General features: G+C 73.3%; 13 protein-coding genes. 6 read left to right on the forward strand and 7 right to left on the reverse strand.

Going from position 1 to position 16,199, the window contains the following annotated elements:
* Nucleotides 1-315: 315 nt before the first annotated feature.
* Nucleotides 316-954: a LysM peptidoglycan-binding domain-containing protein gene (locus AMK33_RS16285; RefSeq protein WP_073933544.1), complete on the forward strand. Its 639-nt coding sequence runs from the start codon at nt 316-318 to the stop codon at nt 952-954.
* Between the two features lie 182 nt (nt 955-1,136).
* Here AMK33_RS16285 and AMK33_RS16290 read toward each other — a convergent pair whose 3' ends face one another.
* Genes AMK33_RS16290 through AMK33_RS16300 form a run of 3 tightly spaced genes read right to left on the reverse strand, consistent with a single transcriptional unit; the run spans nt 1,137 to nt 5,267 of the window.
* Nucleotides 1,137-1,799: an ABC transporter ATP-binding protein gene (locus AMK33_RS16290; RefSeq protein WP_073933545.1), complete on the reverse strand. Its 663-nt coding sequence runs from the start codon at nt 1,797-1,799 to the stop codon at nt 1,137-1,139.
* Entirely contained in the window at nt 1,796-4,780 is a 2,985-nt protein-coding gene (locus AMK33_RS16295; RefSeq protein WP_073933546.1) for an ABC transporter permease subunit, read from the reverse strand. Before AMK33_RS16295 ends, AMK33_RS16290 begins: the two co-directional genes overlap by 4 nt.
* Before the next feature lie 10 nt (nt 4,781-4,790).
* The gene (locus AMK33_RS16300) at nt 4,791-5,267 is read right to left on the reverse strand and encodes a hypothetical protein (protein WP_073933547.1); all 477 of its coding nucleotides are present in this window, start codon (nt 5,265-5,267) and stop codon (nt 4,791-4,793) included.
* An 82-nt stretch (nt 5,268-5,349) separates the two neighbouring features.
* Here AMK33_RS16300 and AMK33_RS16305 point away from each other — a divergent pair, with 82 nt between their 5' ends.
* Nucleotides 5,350-5,925 carry a hypothetical protein gene (locus AMK33_RS16305; RefSeq protein WP_073933548.1) on the forward strand — a complete coding sequence of 192 codons (576 nt, stop codon included), beginning with the start codon at nt 5,350-5,352 and terminating at the stop codon, nt 5,923-5,925.
* Complete coding sequence (locus AMK33_RS16310) at nt 5,894-7,192, forward strand: ABC transporter substrate-binding protein (RefSeq protein WP_073933549.1); 1,299 nt, start codon at nt 5,894-5,896, stop codon at nt 7,190-7,192. Before AMK33_RS16305 ends, AMK33_RS16310 begins: the two co-directional genes overlap by 32 nt.
* Nucleotides 7,193-7,222: 30 nt before the next feature.
* Here the strand turns inward: AMK33_RS16310 and ctaD are convergent, their stop codons facing one another.
* A complete protein-coding gene (gene ctaD, locus AMK33_RS16315) occupies nt 7,223-8,914 on the reverse strand; it encodes an aa3-type cytochrome oxidase subunit I (RefSeq protein WP_073933550.1) in 1,692 nt (563 codons plus the stop codon).
* 425 nt (nt 8,915-9,339) lie between these two features.
* Here ctaD and AMK33_RS16320 point away from each other — a divergent pair, with 425 nt between their 5' ends.
* Entirely contained in the window at nt 9,340-9,555 is a 216-nt protein-coding gene (locus AMK33_RS16320) for an I78 family peptidase inhibitor (RefSeq protein ID WP_073933551.1), read from the forward strand.
* 63 nt (nt 9,556-9,618) lie between these two features.
* On the opposite strand, the gene AMK33_RS16325 is transcribed toward AMK33_RS16320, so the two are convergent.
* Complete coding sequence (locus AMK33_RS16325; RefSeq protein ID WP_073933552.1) at nt 9,619-10,620, reverse strand: phosphatase PAP2 family protein; 1,002 nt, start codon at nt 10,618-10,620, stop codon at nt 9,619-9,621.
* Nucleotides 10,621-10,868: 248 nt separating this feature from the next.
* On the reverse strand, nt 10,869-12,257 hold the full coding sequence (locus tag AMK33_RS16330) for a glycosyltransferase family 39 protein (RefSeq protein WP_073933553.1): 1,389 nt from the start codon (nt 12,255-12,257) through the stop codon (nt 10,869-10,871).
* A 263-nt stretch (nt 12,258-12,520) separates the two neighbouring features.
* Here AMK33_RS16330 and AMK33_RS16335 point away from each other — a divergent pair, with 263 nt between their 5' ends.
* The gene (locus tag AMK33_RS16335) at nt 12,521-14,122 is read left to right on the forward strand and encodes an MFS transporter (protein ID WP_073933554.1); all 1,602 of its coding nucleotides are present in this window, start codon (nt 12,521-12,523) and stop codon (nt 14,120-14,122) included.
* Nucleotides 14,123-14,508: 386 nt separating this feature from the next.
* A complete protein-coding gene (locus tag AMK33_RS16340) occupies nt 14,509-15,699 on the forward strand; it encodes an acyl-CoA dehydrogenase family protein (protein ID WP_073933555.1) in 1,191 nt (396 codons plus the stop codon).
* A 36-nt stretch (nt 15,700-15,735) separates the two neighbouring features.
* On the opposite strand, the gene AMK33_RS16345 is transcribed toward AMK33_RS16340, so the two are convergent.
* Nucleotides 15,736-16,173: a cell division protein SepF gene (locus AMK33_RS16345; protein ID WP_073933556.1), complete on the reverse strand. Its 438-nt coding sequence runs from the start codon at nt 16,171-16,173 to the stop codon at nt 15,736-15,738.
* Nucleotides 16,174-16,199 lie beyond the last annotated feature (26 nt).

Raw genomic sequence — 16,199 nt, forward strand, 5'->3', positions numbered from 1 at the left:
GGCTCACAGGTTGCCCTGTCCGCTGGTCGACAAATCCCGAAATCAGGGAATGAAGTGGGTGGCCGAAAATCGCCGCTACCCGAGGTAAGTGGCAACTGGCCTGGCACAACAGGGCGTTGGTTGATCCCGGTACCGGGGGCTCCTTAGATTCCTCCGCCGTGTGCAGCGAGCACCGCTCGGGTACGTCCGCCGACCGCACCGCACGGCACCACCGCACGACCCGAAGGCGGACGGGGCGAGCGCGGCCCACGCGTCCCATGACGCGGCGGGCGGCACTCCGCCTCGGGGACCCCGAGTCCTTCGGGAAGGACCTACATGTCCGAATGTGCCGATAACACCCGCGACCACCTCCGCAAGACCCGTACGACGGCCGTCCTGGCCGGCGCGGCCCTGCTCGCGCCCCTCGGACTGCTCGCCGCGACCGGGAACGCCACGGCGGCGGACAGCGGGGTGTGGGACCGCATCGCACAGTGCGAGAGCGGCGGCGACTGGCACATCAACACCGGCAACGGCTACTACGGCGGACTGCAGTTCTCCGGCGCCACCTGGCGTGCCTACGGCGGCACGGCCTACGCGCCGACGGCCGACCGGGCCAGCAGGGCCCAGCAGATCGCGGTCGCCACGAAGGTGCAGCGCGCCCAGGGCTGGGGCGCCTGGCCGACCTGCTCGGCACGCGCGGGGGCGTCCGGGAACGCACCCGTCGCGGATCCGGTGACCACGGAGCGGGCCCCGTCGGAACAGTCGAAGCCGTCGGAGCCGGCCAGGACTTCGACACCCTCCGGGCACACGGACCGCGACACGTCCCGCGGCGACCACACCGTCCGCGCGGGCGACACGCTGAGCGGGATCGCCGCGCGGTACGGCACGACCTGGCAGCGCCTGTACGAGGCCAACAAGACCGTCATCGGCGGGGACCCCGACGTGATCGTGCCCGGCCAGCGCCTCGACATCTGAGCCGTCGCCGGGTCCGCCCTCCGGACGCGGGCCCTGGGCCACGACGGGAGCTGGTCTCCCGGCGACACGCCGCCGGCGGGCCGTTCTGCCGGGAGATCAGCTCCCATCGGCGTCCCGCCGCTGGATTCGCCGACAGGATCCCGGGCACGGGGCCCCGTCCGTCCGGACGGACGGACGGGGCCCTACGGCTGCCGGGCGGAGGCGGACCGGTCGAGTTCGCCGGTCTCCCCGGCGAACACCACCGCGCCCCGGCGCAGTACGTACACGAAGGCGGGGCGGCCGTGCAGGGCGGGCGGCAGCCGTTGCTCGGCGACGACCACGCACGCGTCGAGCGCGGCCAGCAGCGCGTACGTACGGGCCGCGACCGCCGGCGACATGCCCTGGGCGGGCTCGTCGACGAGCACCACGCGCGCGCGTGCCGACAACGCCCGGCACAGGGCCAGCATCCGCTGCTCACCCCCGGAGAGCGTGCCGGCCCGGCGCCCCAGCAGCGGCCGCAGCGCCGGGTAGGCGTCGAGGGCGCGGGCGGGGTCGGGGGCGGTGAGGGCGAGGTTCTCCCGCACGGTGAGGGAACCGAACACCGCCCGCCGCTCCGGCACCAGGCACAGCCCGCGCCGGGCCCGCTCGTACGCCGGTACGCCGGTCACGTCCCGCCCGTCCCACACCACGGCCCCGCCGGACAGCGGCACGTCACCGGCCAGCGCGCGCAGGGCGGTCGTACGGCCGGAGCCGTTGCGGCCCAGCAGCACGGTGATGCCGGGGCCGGGTGCGGCGAGGGTGACGCCGTGCAGGGCCTCCAGGGGGCCGTACCGCACGCGCGCGTGGCGCAGGGAGATCACGGTCACGGGCCGGTCGTCTCCCCGAGGGTGTCCAGGACGCTCCCGGGCGGTCCGGAGGCGACGATCCGGCCCGCCGTCATCACGTGCACGACGTCGGCGAGGCCGGCGACCAGGTCGAGATCGTGCTCGACGACCAGGAGGGCCGTGCCGTCGGCGGCCAGTGCCCTCAGGATCCGGGCCAGCGCGGTGACCTCGGCGGTGTCGAGACCGGCGGCGGGTTCGTCGAGCAGCAGCACGCGCGGGGCGGCGGCGAGGGCCCGCGCGGCCTCCACCCGGCGCAGCGTCCCGGTGGGGAGCCCGGCGGCGGGCCGCGCCCTCATCGGCCCGTCGAGCCCGAAGAGCCGCAGCGTCCGCTCCACCGCGCCGGGATCGCGCAGCCGGCCCCGCTCGGCGCCGACACGCACGTTCTCGGCGACGGTCAGCGTCGGGAAGACCGCCAGTTGCTGGAACGTCCGCGCGATCCCGAGCCGGGCGCGGGCCTGCGCGGACAGCCCCGTGATGTCCCGCCCGCCGAACGAAACCGACCCCCGCGCGGGGCGCAGGGTCCCCGCCAGACAGTGGAACAGCGTGCTCTTCCCGGCCCCGTTGGGCCCGACGACAGCGATCACCCGCCCGGCCGGGACGTCCAGGTCCACCCCGTCCAACGCGGTGGACCCGCCGTACCGGACCCGCAGACCGCGGGCGGCGAGGACAGGAGGGCCGGGAGCCGGCGCGGAGCCCCCCGCGTGCCGACGCCCCGCCGGAGCCTCACCCCCGCCGGCACGCGCCGGCCCGGTGCGCGGTTCCCCCGGCGCCACGGGACCGGTGGCCCGGCCCCGTGCCCCACGACCGGGCGGCCCGTGGCCCGACGGTCCTTCGGTCGCTGGTTCTTCCTCGTGTGGGCGCCTCGGCGGCTGTTCGGTGGTGCGCGCGTCCTCGGTGGCTTCCCGGTCCGTGCCGCCGTGCCGCCGTGCCGGGGCGCCGGCGGGGCGGCCGGTCGGCGGCGCCGATCGTGGTTCGTCGGCGGTTCCGGGGCGGACGGCGGCCGCCGTGCCCGGCCGGCCGGTCCGGGTGCCCGGGGCGGCCCGTTCCGGCGTCCCGGTCCGCGAGCCGACGCCCGTCGCCGTCGCACCCGCCGGGACCCGGGGCGGCCGCGGTGGCGGTGCCGGAGGGCGCAGGCGGGCGCGGAGGCGTACGGCCAAGAGGGTCGGTGCCGGGCGGAGCCGGTTCGTCGCGTCCCGCAGCGCCGCGTACGGGCCGTCCGGGAAGCGGCCGGACAGGACCGCCAGGACGCCGATCACCGCCGCTGCCACGCCCCCGCGCGTGCCCGCGTCCAGGCCGACCAGGAGGGCCGCGGCGAGAAGGGCGCCCAGGGTGCTGTCGGCGCCCAGGACCACCACCGCGGCGAACCACAGCAGGCCCCGTACGGGGTCGTACGCGGCCGGGTCGAAGGCGCGCAGCCCCATGCCGAGCATGCCGCCGCCGAGCGCGGCCAGCGCCGCCCCGGACACGAAGGCGAGGAGTTTCAGCGACGGGACGCGCACGCCCGCCGCCCGTGCCCCGGACTCGTGGTCCCGCATCGCCGCCAGGGCCCGGCCCGTGCGGCCCCGGCGCAGCGCCCGGGCAGCGAGCAGCGCGCACGCCAGGAGGACCAGTTCCAGGACGTAGTACGCGCGGTCGCCGTCGAAGCCCGCCGGGCGGCCCAGGGACAGTCCGGACGTGGCGTACGGCTGGTCGAAGACGAAACGGCTCACCCCGACGCCCACCGCGAACGTCGCCAGCGCCAACGCGAGCCCCCGGCGGCCGATCGCCGGCCAGCCGGTCAGCACGCCCAGCGGGGCGACCAGGACGACCGCCACCGCGAGCGCGGCCAGCTCCGGCAGCCGGGGCAGGCCGGGGAAGCGGCCGGCCGCCAGCAGCGCCGTGAAGAGGGCGCCCAGACCCGCGTACGCCGCCTGCCCGAGCGAGATCTGCCCGCCCCGGCCGGTGACCACCACCAGCGACAGCAGCACCACCCCGAGCGCCGGTACCTGCACCGCCGTGTGCAGATCGCGCCCGGCGAGGCCCAGCGGCAGCAGGAACAGCACCCCGGCCACGATCCAGGCGCCCGGGTGAGCGGGCACCCGCGCGGTGGCCGGGCGCGGGAGCGCGTCGCGCGTACCGACACCCGGCAGCACCAGGGCGGCGACCAGCAGCGCCACGACGAACAGGTTGGCGCCCACCGCCTGGAGCAACGGCTCGCCCCACCCGGACGGGTGCAGCCGCGTCAGCTGACTCTGCGCCACCCCGATGCCGAGCGCGACGACCACCGCCACCGTCAGACCGCGCATCCGCGCGGCGACCGCGACCGCCACCACCTCCATCACGAGCAGCGGCAGCCCGTACGGATCGAGCCGCACGTACGGCGCCAGCAGCACGCCGGTCAGACCGGCCGTGAACGAGCCGAACGCCCAGCCCGCCGCCGCCACCCGGTCCGCGTCCACACCGGCGAGCACGGCCAGTCGCCGGTCGTCCACGACGGCCCGCAGCTCCCGCCCGAACCGCGTCCGGCGGATCACCACCCCGACCCCGGCGGCCAGCACGACCACCACCGCGAGCTGCCCCCACGGCTCCGCCGGCACCAGCACCGGCGCGTCGTCCCGCGCCCCCCGCCCCCACAGCAGCGCCGCCCCGCCCACCAGCAGCACGAACACCCCGATGGACGCCACCAGCGCCCGCGCCGGGTCGCCGCCCCGCACGGACAGCGGCCGGAACACGAACCGCTCCAGCACCACCCCGATCCCCGGCGCCACCACCAGCAGCGTCAGCGCGGCGGCCCACCACAGCGGCCAGTCCCGGTCGACCACCAGACCGCGCAGCACATACGCGCACACCATCGCGATCGCGCCGTGCGCGAAGTTCAGCACCCCGGTCGCCCGGTACGTCACGATCAGGCCGATCCCGGTGAGCGCCGCCGCGGCGCCCACCGACAGACCGGCCAGCGTGAGGTCGTACGTCAGCGAGGACATCGGCGAGGCCTCAGCCGGACCCGTCGGCGGGTTCGCAGATCGGGCAGGGCCCCAGCTCACCGTCCGCGACCAGCTTCCCGTCCACCGGAACCGCCTCCGCCTTCCCCGCGACCAGTGGGCAGTCCGCGCGGTGCCACAGCGTCCCGCCCGGCACCATCAGCATCTCCGGGCTGACGGCCACCGGCCCGCCGGCCGGCCGCCCCGGCCCGTCGCCGCCGGGCGGCCCGGCGGCGACCAGCAGGCCGTACAGCTCCTCCACGCGGGTGGCGGCGAGCGTGTCCCGGCCGTGGGCGAGCAGCACCGCCCCGGCGACGATCAGCGCGGCTCCGGGGATGCTGCAGGAGGCCAGATAGGGCAGCTGCCGTTCGGCGTAACGCTCGCCCGAGACGCCGTACCAGCCGATGACGCACAGCACCGCGCCGACGGCGAGCGCGGCCCAGCCCGCCCAGAGGACGGGGTGCGCGATCCGGAGTCGGACTGTCCGCATGGCTTGCACTATGCCCCCTGGGACCCGACCCTGAAAGCACCGGGCGCATACGGTCCGGACCGACACCCGATTGGTGAGCCAGATGGTTCTCGGCAGTGGCATCGGGCGGGGGAACACGCGGACGGGAAGGCGCGGCCCAAGGACGGCGGGACGGGGCACGGCGCTGGCCGCCGCCCTGTTCCTGGTCCTGGCACCGGGCCTCGCGGCGTGCGGCGACGACGGCGGTGGCGGCGGCAGCGGGACTTCCACGCCGTCGCCGGACCGGACGACGAGCGCACCGGGCAGCGCGCCCGCGAACCAGGCGGAGGCCGAACAGGAGATCCGGCAGAACTGGGAGAAGTTCTTCGACCCCCAGACCCCGGTGGAGGAGAAGAAGAAGCTCCTGCAGAACGGTGAGCTGCTGGGCCCGGTGCTCGAGGCGTTCAGCGGTGACAACCGCGTCGGACAGGTGAAGGCGGAGGTCACCGAGATCGCGTTCATCTCACCGACCGAGGCGGACGTGACGTTCACCCTGACCCTCAGGGGAGCCACCGCCCTCCCGGACGCCTCCGGCGTCGCCGTCGACGACGACGGCACCTGGAAGGTGTCCGTCAAGTCCCTGTGCGCGCTGGTGCAACTGAGCGGCGATGAATCACCCCCGGACATTCCGGGCTGCTGAGGCACTGGCCGCGGCGGCGCTCCTCCTCCTGACCGCGGCCTGCGGCAGCCGTCTGCCGGAGAGCGACTTCGAGCACGACGACCGTCCGTCCGCGACCGCCCGGGGCGCCGGCGAGCCGATCCGCGTCGGCATCGTCACCAGCGCCACCAGTCCGGTCGGCGGCGGCGCCTTCACCGGCCCGCGCGACGGCGCGAAGGCCTGGTTCGACCGGCTCAACGCGCGCGGCGGCATCGACGGCCGGCGCGTCGAGGTGCGGCTGTGCGACGACGGCGGCAGCGGCGTCGGCAACAACGAGTGCGTGCACAGGCTGATCGACGAGGAGAAGGTCGTCGCCCTGGTCGCCACCACCGCCCTGGACTACGCGGGCGCCCCCCGCGTCTCCCGCGCGGGCGTCCCCGACATCGGCGGCCAGCCCATCGGCGCCGCCTACGACACCTACCCGCACCTCTACGGCGTCTACGGCAGCGAGGCGCCCAGGAACGGCACACCCGGCTGGGACGGCAAGCTGTACGGCGGCACCGAGGTCTACCGCTACTTCAAGCGCGAGCACGGCGCCCGCACCGCCGCCGTCGTCTCCTACAACCAGTCCGCGTCCGCCGCCTACGCCCGCCTCGTCGAACGCGGCCTGAAGGCAGAGGGCTACAAGGTGGTCACCGAGCAGGTCGACTTCGCGCTGCCCAACTTCCGCGCGGTGGCCGCCGACCTGAAGCAGCAGGGCGCCGACCTGGTCTTCGACGCCATCGACGGCCACGGCAACGCCCGCCTGTGCCAGGCCATGGACGACGTCGGCGCCCGGGTCACCGCCAAGGTCACCAACGTGCAGAACTGGACGTCCACCGTCGCCGACGACTACAAGGACGCACCGCACTGCCGCAACGCCCTGTGGGCGACCGGCTCCAGCCGCAACTTCGAGGACACCGGCCACCCGGCCGTACGCGCGTTCCGGGACGCCACCGAGGGCCTCGAGACGCACTCCCAGTGGCAGCTGGAGGGCTGGGCCGCCGCCCGCTGGTTCACCGACGCGGCGCGGTCCTGTGCCCGTACGGGCATCACGCGCGCGTGCGTCGACGCCCACGTGAACCGCGCCCGGGACTACACCGCGGGCGGACTGCTGCTGCCCGTCTCGTTCGAACGCTCGCCCGAGCCGCCGGCCACGAGCCGGACCTGTCTGTCCGTGGCCCGCTGGCGGGACGGCGAGGGCTGGGTGTCGCAGGGCGACATGAACCGCACCTGCTTCACGGTGCCGCAACTGGCCTACGAGCCCTGACGCGCCCACCGCCCCTGCCGCTCGACGCGATCAGAGCGGTTCGGAGCCGGCTTGCTCGCTCCTCGGCTCGGGCTGCGACGTCACCGCCGCGTACTCCGGATGGTTCAGGTCGAACGCAGGCGACTCCGAACGGATCCGGGGCAGCGTCGTGAAGTTGTGCCGGGGCGGCGGGCACGAGGTCGCCCACTCCAGGGAGCGGCCGAACCCCCACGGGTCGTCGACCTCGACCTTCTCTCCGTACCTGGCCGTCTTCCAGACGTTGTAGAGGAACGGCAGCGTGGACATGCCGAGCAGAAAGGCGCCGATGGTGGAGACGGTGTTCAGCGCGGTGAAGCCGTCCGCCGCGAGGTAGTCGGAGTACCGGCGGGGCATGCCCTCCGCGCCCAGCCAGTGCTGCACCAGGAACGTGGCGTGGAAGCCGACGAACAGCGTCCAGAACTGGATCTTGCCCAGCCGTTCGTCGAGCATCTTCCCGGTGAACTTGGGCCACCAGAAGTAGAACCCGGCGAAGGTCGCGAAGACGACGGTGCCGAAGACCACGTAGTGGAAGTGCGCGACGACGAAGTACGAGTCCGTCACATGGAAGTCCAGCGGCGGCGACGCAAGCAGCACCCCGGTCAGCCCGCCGAACAGGAACGACACCAGGAACCCGGTCGCCCACAGCATGGGCGTCTCGAAGGACAGCGAACCCTTGATCATGGTGCCGGTCCAGTTGAAGAACTTCACGCCCGTCGGCACCGCGATCAGGAAGCTCATGAAGGAGAAGAACGGCAGCAGCACCGCACCGGTCGCGAACATGTGGTGCGCCCACACCACCACCGACAGGCCCGTGATGGCCATGGTGGCGCCCACCAGCGTCAGATAGCCGAACAGCGGCTTGCGGCTGAAGACCGGGATGATCTCCGTGACGATCCCGAAGAACGGCAGCGCGATGATGTAGACCTCGGGATGGCCGAAGAACCAGAACAGGTGCTGCCACAGCAGCGCCCCGCCGTGGGCGGCCTCGAAGACCTGTGAGCCGAACCGCCGGTCCGCCTCCAGCACCAGCAGCGCCGCCGCGAGCACCGGGAACGCCAGCAGGATCAGGATCGACGTGAACAGCGTGTTCCAGGTGAACAGCGGCATCCGGAACATCGTCATCCCGGGGGCGCGCATCCCGACGATGGTGGTGATGAAGTTGACCGCGCCGAGGATGGTGCCGAAGCCGGACAGCGCGAGGCCCATGATCCACAGGTCCGGGCCGAGGCCGGGGGAGTACTCCATGCTGTTCAGCGGCGCGTAGGCGAACCAGCCGTAGGCGGCCGGGCCCCCGGTGACCACCAGCGAACCCAGCACGATCAGCCCGCCGAAGAGGAACAGCCAGTACGAGAACATGTTCAGCCGGGGGAAGGCCACGTCGGGCGCCCCGATCTGCAGCGGCATCAGCTCGTTGGCGAACCCCGCGAAGCTGGGCGTCGCGAACAGCAGCAGCATGATCGTGCCGTGCATGGTGAACATCTGGTTGAACTGCTGGTTGTCGATGAGCTGCAGTCCGGGCCGGGCCAGTTCGGCGCGCATCAGCAGCGCCATCACGCCGGCGATCAGGAAGAACACGAACGACGTGATCAGGTAGAGGTGGCCGATCTTCTTGTGGTCGGTGGTGGTCAGCCAGTCGATCACCAGCTGCCCGCGCCGCTGCCGGCGCGCCGGTCGCGCCGCCGCCTGGACGGTCTGCGTCCCCATCGCTCGCCCCTTCGCTTCTCGCGCGCCGGGCCCCGCCGGGAGCCCGCGCCACAGGTACCTCCGGGCCCACGCCATGATGCTCGCCCCTGCCGGTCTCCGACAGAGGACGTGGCGGATCGTGTGGCGGAAACGCGTATTTCCTGTGCGCACCGGCTTACGTGATCATGCGCGGCGGCGGAAAAGGAATGGGGCCCGGGAGTACTTCCCCCGGCACTTTCCGTCGGAGTTAATCGCGCCCGTGGTGTGACACGCGGGAATTACGTTCGAATGCCTGCGGAAGGCGTACCGAACCGCCCGTCCGGGTGACGGCCACCGTCACGAACGTCTGTCGTGATCCTGTGACAGAAGTGTGACCGCCGGGGGATCCGTCCGGGTGTTCCCGCTTCCGGCTTCCCCGCTCCCGGGCCAGGGCATAGCGTGGCCGCATGGCACCCATTCCGACACCCTCCGCGGAACCCCACGACAGTCCGGACGCCTATGTCGGCCTCACGGCGGACCGGGCCGAGCGCCTCGCGCGGGAGCGCGGCTGGTCGACCGTGCGGGCGCTGGCCCCGGGGACGATCATCACCATGGAGTACCGCGTGGGCCGGCTGAACCTCGAGGTGAGGGACGGCCTGGTGGCGCGGGCCTGGAAGGGCTGACACACGGCGACGGCCCCGGTTCCGGTGAGGGAACCGGGGCCGTCGCCGTGGCGTGTGCGTCCGTCAGGGGCGGGTGGCCGACGTCGTACCGCGCGGGTGGCGCTCCGCGTGCTGCGGGCGGCGACTGCCCGCCGGGGTGACCGGGGAGCGCTCCGCGCGGGTCGTGTGCGGCCCGGGTGCCAGATAGGCGGGCGACCGGGAGGCCGGGCGGCCCGTGGGAACCGGCTCGGGAGCCGTGTCCGCGCGGTCGGGGAGCGACTTGACCACGACGGGCCGCCCGAGCGGGCCGGCCTTCGCCGTGCCTTCCCGAGGTGTCCGCCAGCGGGCGCGCAGGGCGAAGATCCGCGTCTCCGCGCGGGCGATCACCGGCTCGAACCAGGGCAGCGCCAGCAGGATCAGCAGGCCCGCGACCCAGCCCAGGACCACATCGCTCAGCCAGTGGGTCCCGATGTAGACGGTGGACAGCCCCACACCGAGCGAGGTCACGGCCGACAGCGCGGACAGCCAGCGGCGCGCTCTCGGGGTGGAGGCCAGATAGGCCAGGATTCCCCAGGTCACCACGGCGTTGGCGGTGTGGCCGCTGGGAAATATATCGCCGCCGAGCCACATCTCGTTCGAGCCGATCTCGGTCGCGTAGTGCGGTCCGAGGCGCCCCATGCCGTACTTCGCGGCACCGACGGTGACGTTGAGCAGCAGCAGGGAGACGCCGAGGGCGAGCAGCGGACGCAGGGTGTGCTGCCGCCAGGAGCGCCAGCCCAGCCAGGCCGCCACCATCACCGCCGTCGGGCCGCGCTGGCCGAGGACCACGTAGTAGTCGACGAAGGCGTGGATCTCGGGCCACTGCTGGTAGGGGCGGAAGAACATCACCTGCCAGTCCAGCCGGACCAGCCAGGAGGTGATCAGTACGGCCCACACGATCGCCAGGTAGAAGACCAGGGCGGCGCCGAACAGCACCATCCGGTGCCGGCTCATTCGCGGCATGCCGACGTGAGCCGGTCGTTCCGGCTCACGATCCAGCCTCGCGAACACCCGGTCCAGGCGGGTGGGCTTCCGTTCGGTACGCACCCAATCGACGTTACAGCGAGTGAGCGCGGAACCCCGTCGAATCAGCCTCTTTGTGATGACGATGTGATGTGGCATTCCTCTCAGGAGGGCCTTTATCTCCGGCGAATCCACAAACCCCGGATGCTGCGGGCTTCAATTCCTTTGATCATTCCGGGGGAGGGTTTTATCGCGCTTTTGAATTCGTTCACCGAGGGCTGGTGCGGAATTTCCTCGGCGCTCATCGGCCGCTCCGGGCGGGGCAGGACGGGTCAGGGCGGACCGGAGCCGTTCAGCCAGAAGGCCCCGTACACCGCCGAGGCCGCCGCGACCACCCCCACGACCAGCGCGGACCTGGGCGTACGCAGCCGGGCCAGGGCCAGGGCGAGGGGCAGCAACAGGGGGAAGGCGGGCAGCAGCAGCCGCGGTTTCGAGCCGAAGTAGCTCGACGCGCACAGGGCAAGCGCGGTGACGATCCCGGCGTACACCAGCAGGGGGAGCGGCTGGCGCTGCCGTACGCAGACGACGTACAGCCACACCACGAGGCCGACGCCGACCACCAGTCCGAGACCCGCCAGGGCGGACGGGAACGACGTGAACTTGTCGGCGACGAAGCGGGCGAAGGCGTAGCCCCCGTCGAAGCCGTTCCGCCAGCCGGCCTGTACGTCGAGATACCCCAGCGGCCCGTCGCCGGTCCGGTGCCCCACCCACAGGACGTAACCGGCGGCTCCGAGGGGCGCGAGGAGCATGCCGAGCACCCGGCGCAGGCGCGCACCGGAGGTGTCCGTCGTACGCGGGGCGCCCTCCGTTGCCTGCGTGCGCCGGGCGATCACGGGCACGCCGGCGCGTTTCCCGGCCCGCGCGCCGTCCTCCGGCACCGCGCTGCGATCCCGCGCGAAAGAAGTCCGGTACCGCGCGGGGGAGGAGCGGTCCCGCGCGGAGGAAGAGCCCTCCCGGGCGGAGGCGTGTTCCTGCGCGGAGGCGTCTCCTCGCGTGGAGGCGTGTTCCCGCGCGGAGGTCCGTTCCCGTAGGAACGAGGTGATGCCCGCCGCCCACACCGCCGCGACCACCGCCAGTCCCACCGGGCGGGTCAGCCCGGCCAGGCCCGCCAGGACGCCCGCCGTCACCCAGCGTCCCGTCAGCACGGCGTACAGCGACCACGCGGCGAGCGCGGTGAACAGGGACTCGCTGTACGCCATCGACTGCACGATCCCGACCGGCAGCACCGCCCACAGCAGCACCGCGCACACCCCGGCCCGGCGCCCGTACACATGGTCGGCCACCGCGAAGATCCCCCAGGCCGCCGCGAGCGAGGCGAGCACGCTCACCACGAAGCCCCCGTCGGCGTACGACAGCGGCGACACCGCCGCCACCAGCCGTTCCAGCCACGGGAGCAGCGGGAAGAACGCCAGGTTGGAGTGCACGTCACCGTTGGGCAGCCGCACCTCGTAGCCGTACCCCAGCTCGGCCACCCTCGTGTACCAGAGCGAGTCCCAGCGGGCGGTCAGCAGGGTGTACGCGTCCTTGCCGCGCGCCCCGCTCCACAGGGCCAGCGCGACCAGGCCCAGGGCGCGCACGGCGGCGTACCCGAGGAGCGCCGGCGCGGCCCGGCGCAGTGCGCCGGAGCGGGCCGGGACGGCGGGCGCGTCGAGATCGTTCACGCGCCCGATTATCGACCCGGAGTGGAACCGGCCCGCCCGGCGGGGCGTGTGACCCCGACAGGGGAAGTGGTGTACGCCACACCGATCCGCCGGAGCTGTGAGACGCCCGCCACTCGACCCCGGCTCCCACTCGCGTACTCTGACGTGTCACTCGCCGTTCGCTGCGCGGGCCGGAGACCACCGCTCCTCTCCGGCCGAGTCACGGGGGAGTCCCCGACCCCGTGAGCCCGCCGATCGCGAGGGAACATCTGGGAGGTACGTACATGTCCGGGACGACCACGGCCGCCGCCGCGCTGCGCCGTCGGGCGGCCGGGGCCGGTGCCAACCGCTGGGTGGTGCTCGTCGTCCTCTGCGTCAGCCTGCTGCTGGTCGCCGTCGACGCCACCGTGCTGCACGTCGCGGTCCCCGCCGTCACCGAGGACCTGCGGCCCGGCGCGATGGAGCTGCTCTGGATCGTCGACGCCTACCCCTTGGTCTGCGCCTCGCTGCTGATCCTCTTCGGCACCCTCGGCGACCGGATCGGCCGCAGACGCGTCCTGCTGCTCGGCTACGCCCTGTTCGGCGTCGCCTCCGGCATGGCGGCCCTCGCGGACAACGCCCAGGTGCTGATCGTGGCGCGGGCGCTGCTCGGCGTCGGTGGCGCGATGATCATGCCGGCGACGCTGTCGATCCTGCGCCAGGTCTTCCCGGACCGGCGCGAGCGGGCGCTCGCCATCGGCATCTGGAGCGCGGTCGCCGCCGTGGGCGCGGCGGTCGGCCCCCTGCTCGGCGGCTTCCTGCTGGAGCACTTCTGGTGGGGCTCGGTGTTCCTGGTCAACATCCCGCTGATGCTGGTCAGCCTCCCGGTCGGGCGGCTCCTGCTGCCCGAGTCGAAGGGCGTGGGCGACGGCCCCTGGGACGTGGCCGGCGCGCTGATGGCCGCCGCCGGACTGTTCGCGATGGTCCTCGGCGTGAAGCGGCTCGGCGGCGGCGCCTCCGCCGCCGGCGTGTGGACCGTGCTGCCGCTGCTCGTGGGCGCCGGGCTGCTGACCGCCTTCGTGCGCCGGCAGCGGCGCCGTACGCATCCGCTGGTCGACCTGCGGATGTTCGCCCGGCCGGCGTTCAGTACGTCGGTGGGCTGCATCGTGCTGGCGATGCTGGCCCTGGTGGGCCTGGAACTGATCGCGGCCCAGTACCTCCAGCTCGTGCTCGGGCTCTCTCCGCTGGAGACCGGGCTGCGCCTGCTGCCGCTGACGATCGCGGCGATGGCGGCGGGCCTGGCGGGCGCGCGGATGCTGCGCCGGTTCGGCCCGCGCCGCATGGTCTGCTCCGGTTTCTGCCTGACGGCCGCCGCGGTGGTGGTCCTGACCGCGATGGGCGGGCAGGACGACTGGCCGCTGCTGCTGACCGGTTTCGTCCTGCTCGGCTTCGGCCTGGAGACCACGCTGTTCGGGGCGTACGAGTCGATGCTCAGCGAGGCGCCGCCGGACCGGGCCGGCGGGGCGGCGGCGATCGGCGAGACCTCCTACCAGCTCGGCGCCGGCATGGGGATCGCGCTTCTCGGCAGCGTGATGAACGCGGCGTACGCGCCCGGCCTCGCCGGGGTGCCCGGGGTGCCGGGGGCGGCGTCCTCGGCGGCGTCGCACTCGCTGGGGGAGGCGTACGAGGTGGCCGACGGGCTCGGCGGGCCGGCGGGGAGTGCGCTGCGGGATGCGGCGCGGCACGCGTTTGTGCACGGGCTGCATGTGACGTTGCTGGTCAGCGCGGGGCTGTTGTTGCTCGGGGCGTTGATGGCGTTGCGGCTGCCGCGGACGATGCAGTGTGAGGGGGCGGCGGTGGAGGTGCCTGCGCCGCGGGAAGCGGTGGACTCCCGTGTCTCGGTGTGACCGTCTTGGTCTCCCACCCGCGCACCACCCGTTCACCGCAGATCAAGAGGTGGACGTCGCCCGTGGGGGCTGGCCGCCATCGTCGTCCGCGCGCGGTCCTGCGCGGTCCTTCGTCGTCCGGTGTCCGCGCGCGGTCCTTCGTCGTCGCAGCCGACCGTGCGCCCCGCCCACCGCAAGCCGCCGATGGCGGCGCGCCCCCCGGGAGAGGTTCCCCTCTTGTCAGACGGCGAACGAGCGCTGCCGGGGAGAGGTGCACCTCTCGACGAGCGGCGAACGAGCGCCGCGCGGGTGGGAGAGCAGGGTGGACGTGCGGGAGACTGCCGCGTAACGTCGCCCCAGAGCCGTAACTAGCACTGCTAGTTTTGTCGTTCCCGGAGGATGCCCCCATGTCCGCGTCCGCGAAGTTGCCCCCCTTCGACCCCGCCGACCCCCTCGGCCTCGACGACCTGCTGGAGCCGGAGGACCTGGCTGTCCGGGACACCGTGCGCACCTGGGCCGCCGACCGGGTGCTCCCGTACGTCGCCGACTGGTACGAGAAGGGTGAGCTGCCCGGCATCCGGGAGCTGGCCCGGGAACTCGGCGGGATCGGCGCGCTCGGCATGTCCCTCGACGGCTACGGCTGCGCGGGCGCCAGCGCCGTCCAGTACGGGCTCGCCTGTCTGGAGCTGGAGGCGGCCGACTCCGGGATCCGCTCGCTGGTCTCCGTGCAGGGCTCGCTCGCCATGTACGCCATCCACCGCTTCGGCAGCGAGGAGCAGAAGCAGCGGTGGCTGCCGGAGATGGCGTCCGGCGAGGTCATCGGCTGCTTCGGGCTCACCGAACCCGACCACGGCTCCGACCCCGCCTCGATGCGCACCCACGCCAAGCGCGACGGCGGGGACTGGGTGCTGGGCGGGCGCAAGATGTGGATCACCAACGGCTCCGTGGCCGGGGTCGCCGTGGTGTGGGCGGGGACCGAGGACGGGATCCGCGGTTTCGTCGTGCCCACCGACGCCCCCGGCTTCTCGGCGCCCGAGATCAAGCACAAGTGGTCACTGCGCGCCTCCGTCACCAGCGAGCTGGTCCTCGACGACGTACGACTGCCCGCCGACGCCGTGCTGCCCGAGGTGACCGGTCTCAAGGGCCCGCTCAGTTGTCTCTCGCACGCCCGGTACGGGATCGTCTGGGGCGCGATGGGCGCCGCGCGGAGCTCCTTCGAGGCGGCGGTCGACTACGCGAAGTCGCGGGAGCAGTTCGGGCGGCCCATCGGCGGGTTCCAGCTGACCCAGGCCAAGCTCGCCGACATGGCGGTCGAACTGCACAAGGGGATTCTGCTCGCCCACCATCTGGGGCGGCGCATGGACGCCGGCCGCCTGCGTCCCGAGCAGGTCAGCTTCGGCAAGCTCAACAACGTCCGTGAGGCCATCGACATCTGCCGCACGGCGCGGACGATCCTCGGTGCCAACGGGATCTCGCTCGAGTACCCGGTGATGCGGCACGCGACCAACCTGGAGTCGGTGCTCACCTACGAGGGCACCGTGGAGATGCACCAGCTCGTGCTGGGCAAGGCGCTCACCGGGCTCGACGCCTTCCGGTGAGCCTCCGAGGGGGCAGGGCCGGCGAGCGGCCCTGCCTCAGCTCTGGTTGAAGAAGCCGTCCGACCGGTGCGCGGCCGGATCACCGCTGACGACCTCGGTGTCGGCCGGGCTGAGCAGGAACACCCGGTTCGACACCCGCTCGATGGAACCGCGCAGACCGAAGATCAGGCCCGCGGCGAAGTCGACGACGCGCTTGGCGTCGCCGGCGTCCATGGCCGTGAGGTTCATGATGACGGGAACGCCCTCGCGGAACAGCTCGCCGATGGCGCGGGCGTCCCGGAAGCTGTCCGGGGTGACCGTGCCGATCCGGCGCCCCCTCTCCTCGGCGACGTCCGCGGCCACCTTGACCCGCGGATCGGTGACCCAGGCCTCGCCGGGCTCGGTCCCGTCGGAGTAGTCGTCGTCGTAGTAACGCTCGTCTTCGTTGTCGTCGACGAGGCCGAGCCAGGCACTCGCCTTGCGTACCGATCCCATGGACGCCTCCTCTCACAGCGGTCTTG

This window comes from Streptomyces sp. CB02400, assembly GCF_001905725.1.
GTDB classification, from domain to species: domain Bacteria; phylum Actinomycetota; class Actinomycetes; order Streptomycetales; family Streptomycetaceae; genus Streptomyces; species Streptomyces atrovirens.

What these genes read in the sequence shown, in the direction of transcription:
- AMK33_RS16285 (WP_073933544.1), top strand. Translation starts at nt 316, where the DNA reads ATGTCCGAATGTGCCGATAACACCCGCGACCACCTCCGCAAGACCCGT.
- AMK33_RS16295 (WP_073933546.1), bottom strand. Translation starts at nt 4,780, where the DNA reads ATGTCCTCGCTGACGTACGACCTCACGCTGGCCGGTCTGTCGGTGGGC.
- AMK33_RS16300 (WP_073933547.1), bottom strand. Translation starts at nt 5,267, where the DNA reads ATGCGGACAGTCCGACTCCGGATCGCGCACCCCGTCCTCTGGGCGGGC.
- AMK33_RS16305 (WP_073933548.1), top strand. Translation starts at nt 5,350, where the DNA reads ATGGTTCTCGGCAGTGGCATCGGGCGGGGGAACACGCGGACGGGAAGG.
- AMK33_RS16310 (WP_073933549.1), top strand. Translation starts at nt 5,894, where the DNA reads ATGAATCACCCCCGGACATTCCGGGCTGCTGAGGCACTGGCCGCGGCG.
- ctaD (WP_073933550.1), bottom strand. Translation starts at nt 8,914, where the DNA reads ATGGGGACGCAGACCGTCCAGGCGGCGGCGCGACCGGCGCGCCGGCAG.
- AMK33_RS16320 (WP_073933551.1), top strand. Translation starts at nt 9,340, where the DNA reads ATGGCACCCATTCCGACACCCTCCGCGGAACCCCACGACAGTCCGGAC.
- AMK33_RS16335 (WP_073933554.1), top strand. Translation starts at nt 12,521, where the DNA reads ATGTCCGGGACGACCACGGCCGCCGCCGCGCTGCGCCGTCGGGCGGCC.
- AMK33_RS16340 (WP_073933555.1), top strand. Translation starts at nt 14,509, where the DNA reads ATGTCCGCGTCCGCGAAGTTGCCCCCCTTCGACCCCGCCGACCCCCTC.
- AMK33_RS16345 (WP_073933556.1), bottom strand. Translation starts at nt 16,173, where the DNA reads ATGGGATCGGTACGCAAGGCGAGTGCCTGGCTCGGCCTCGTCGACGAC.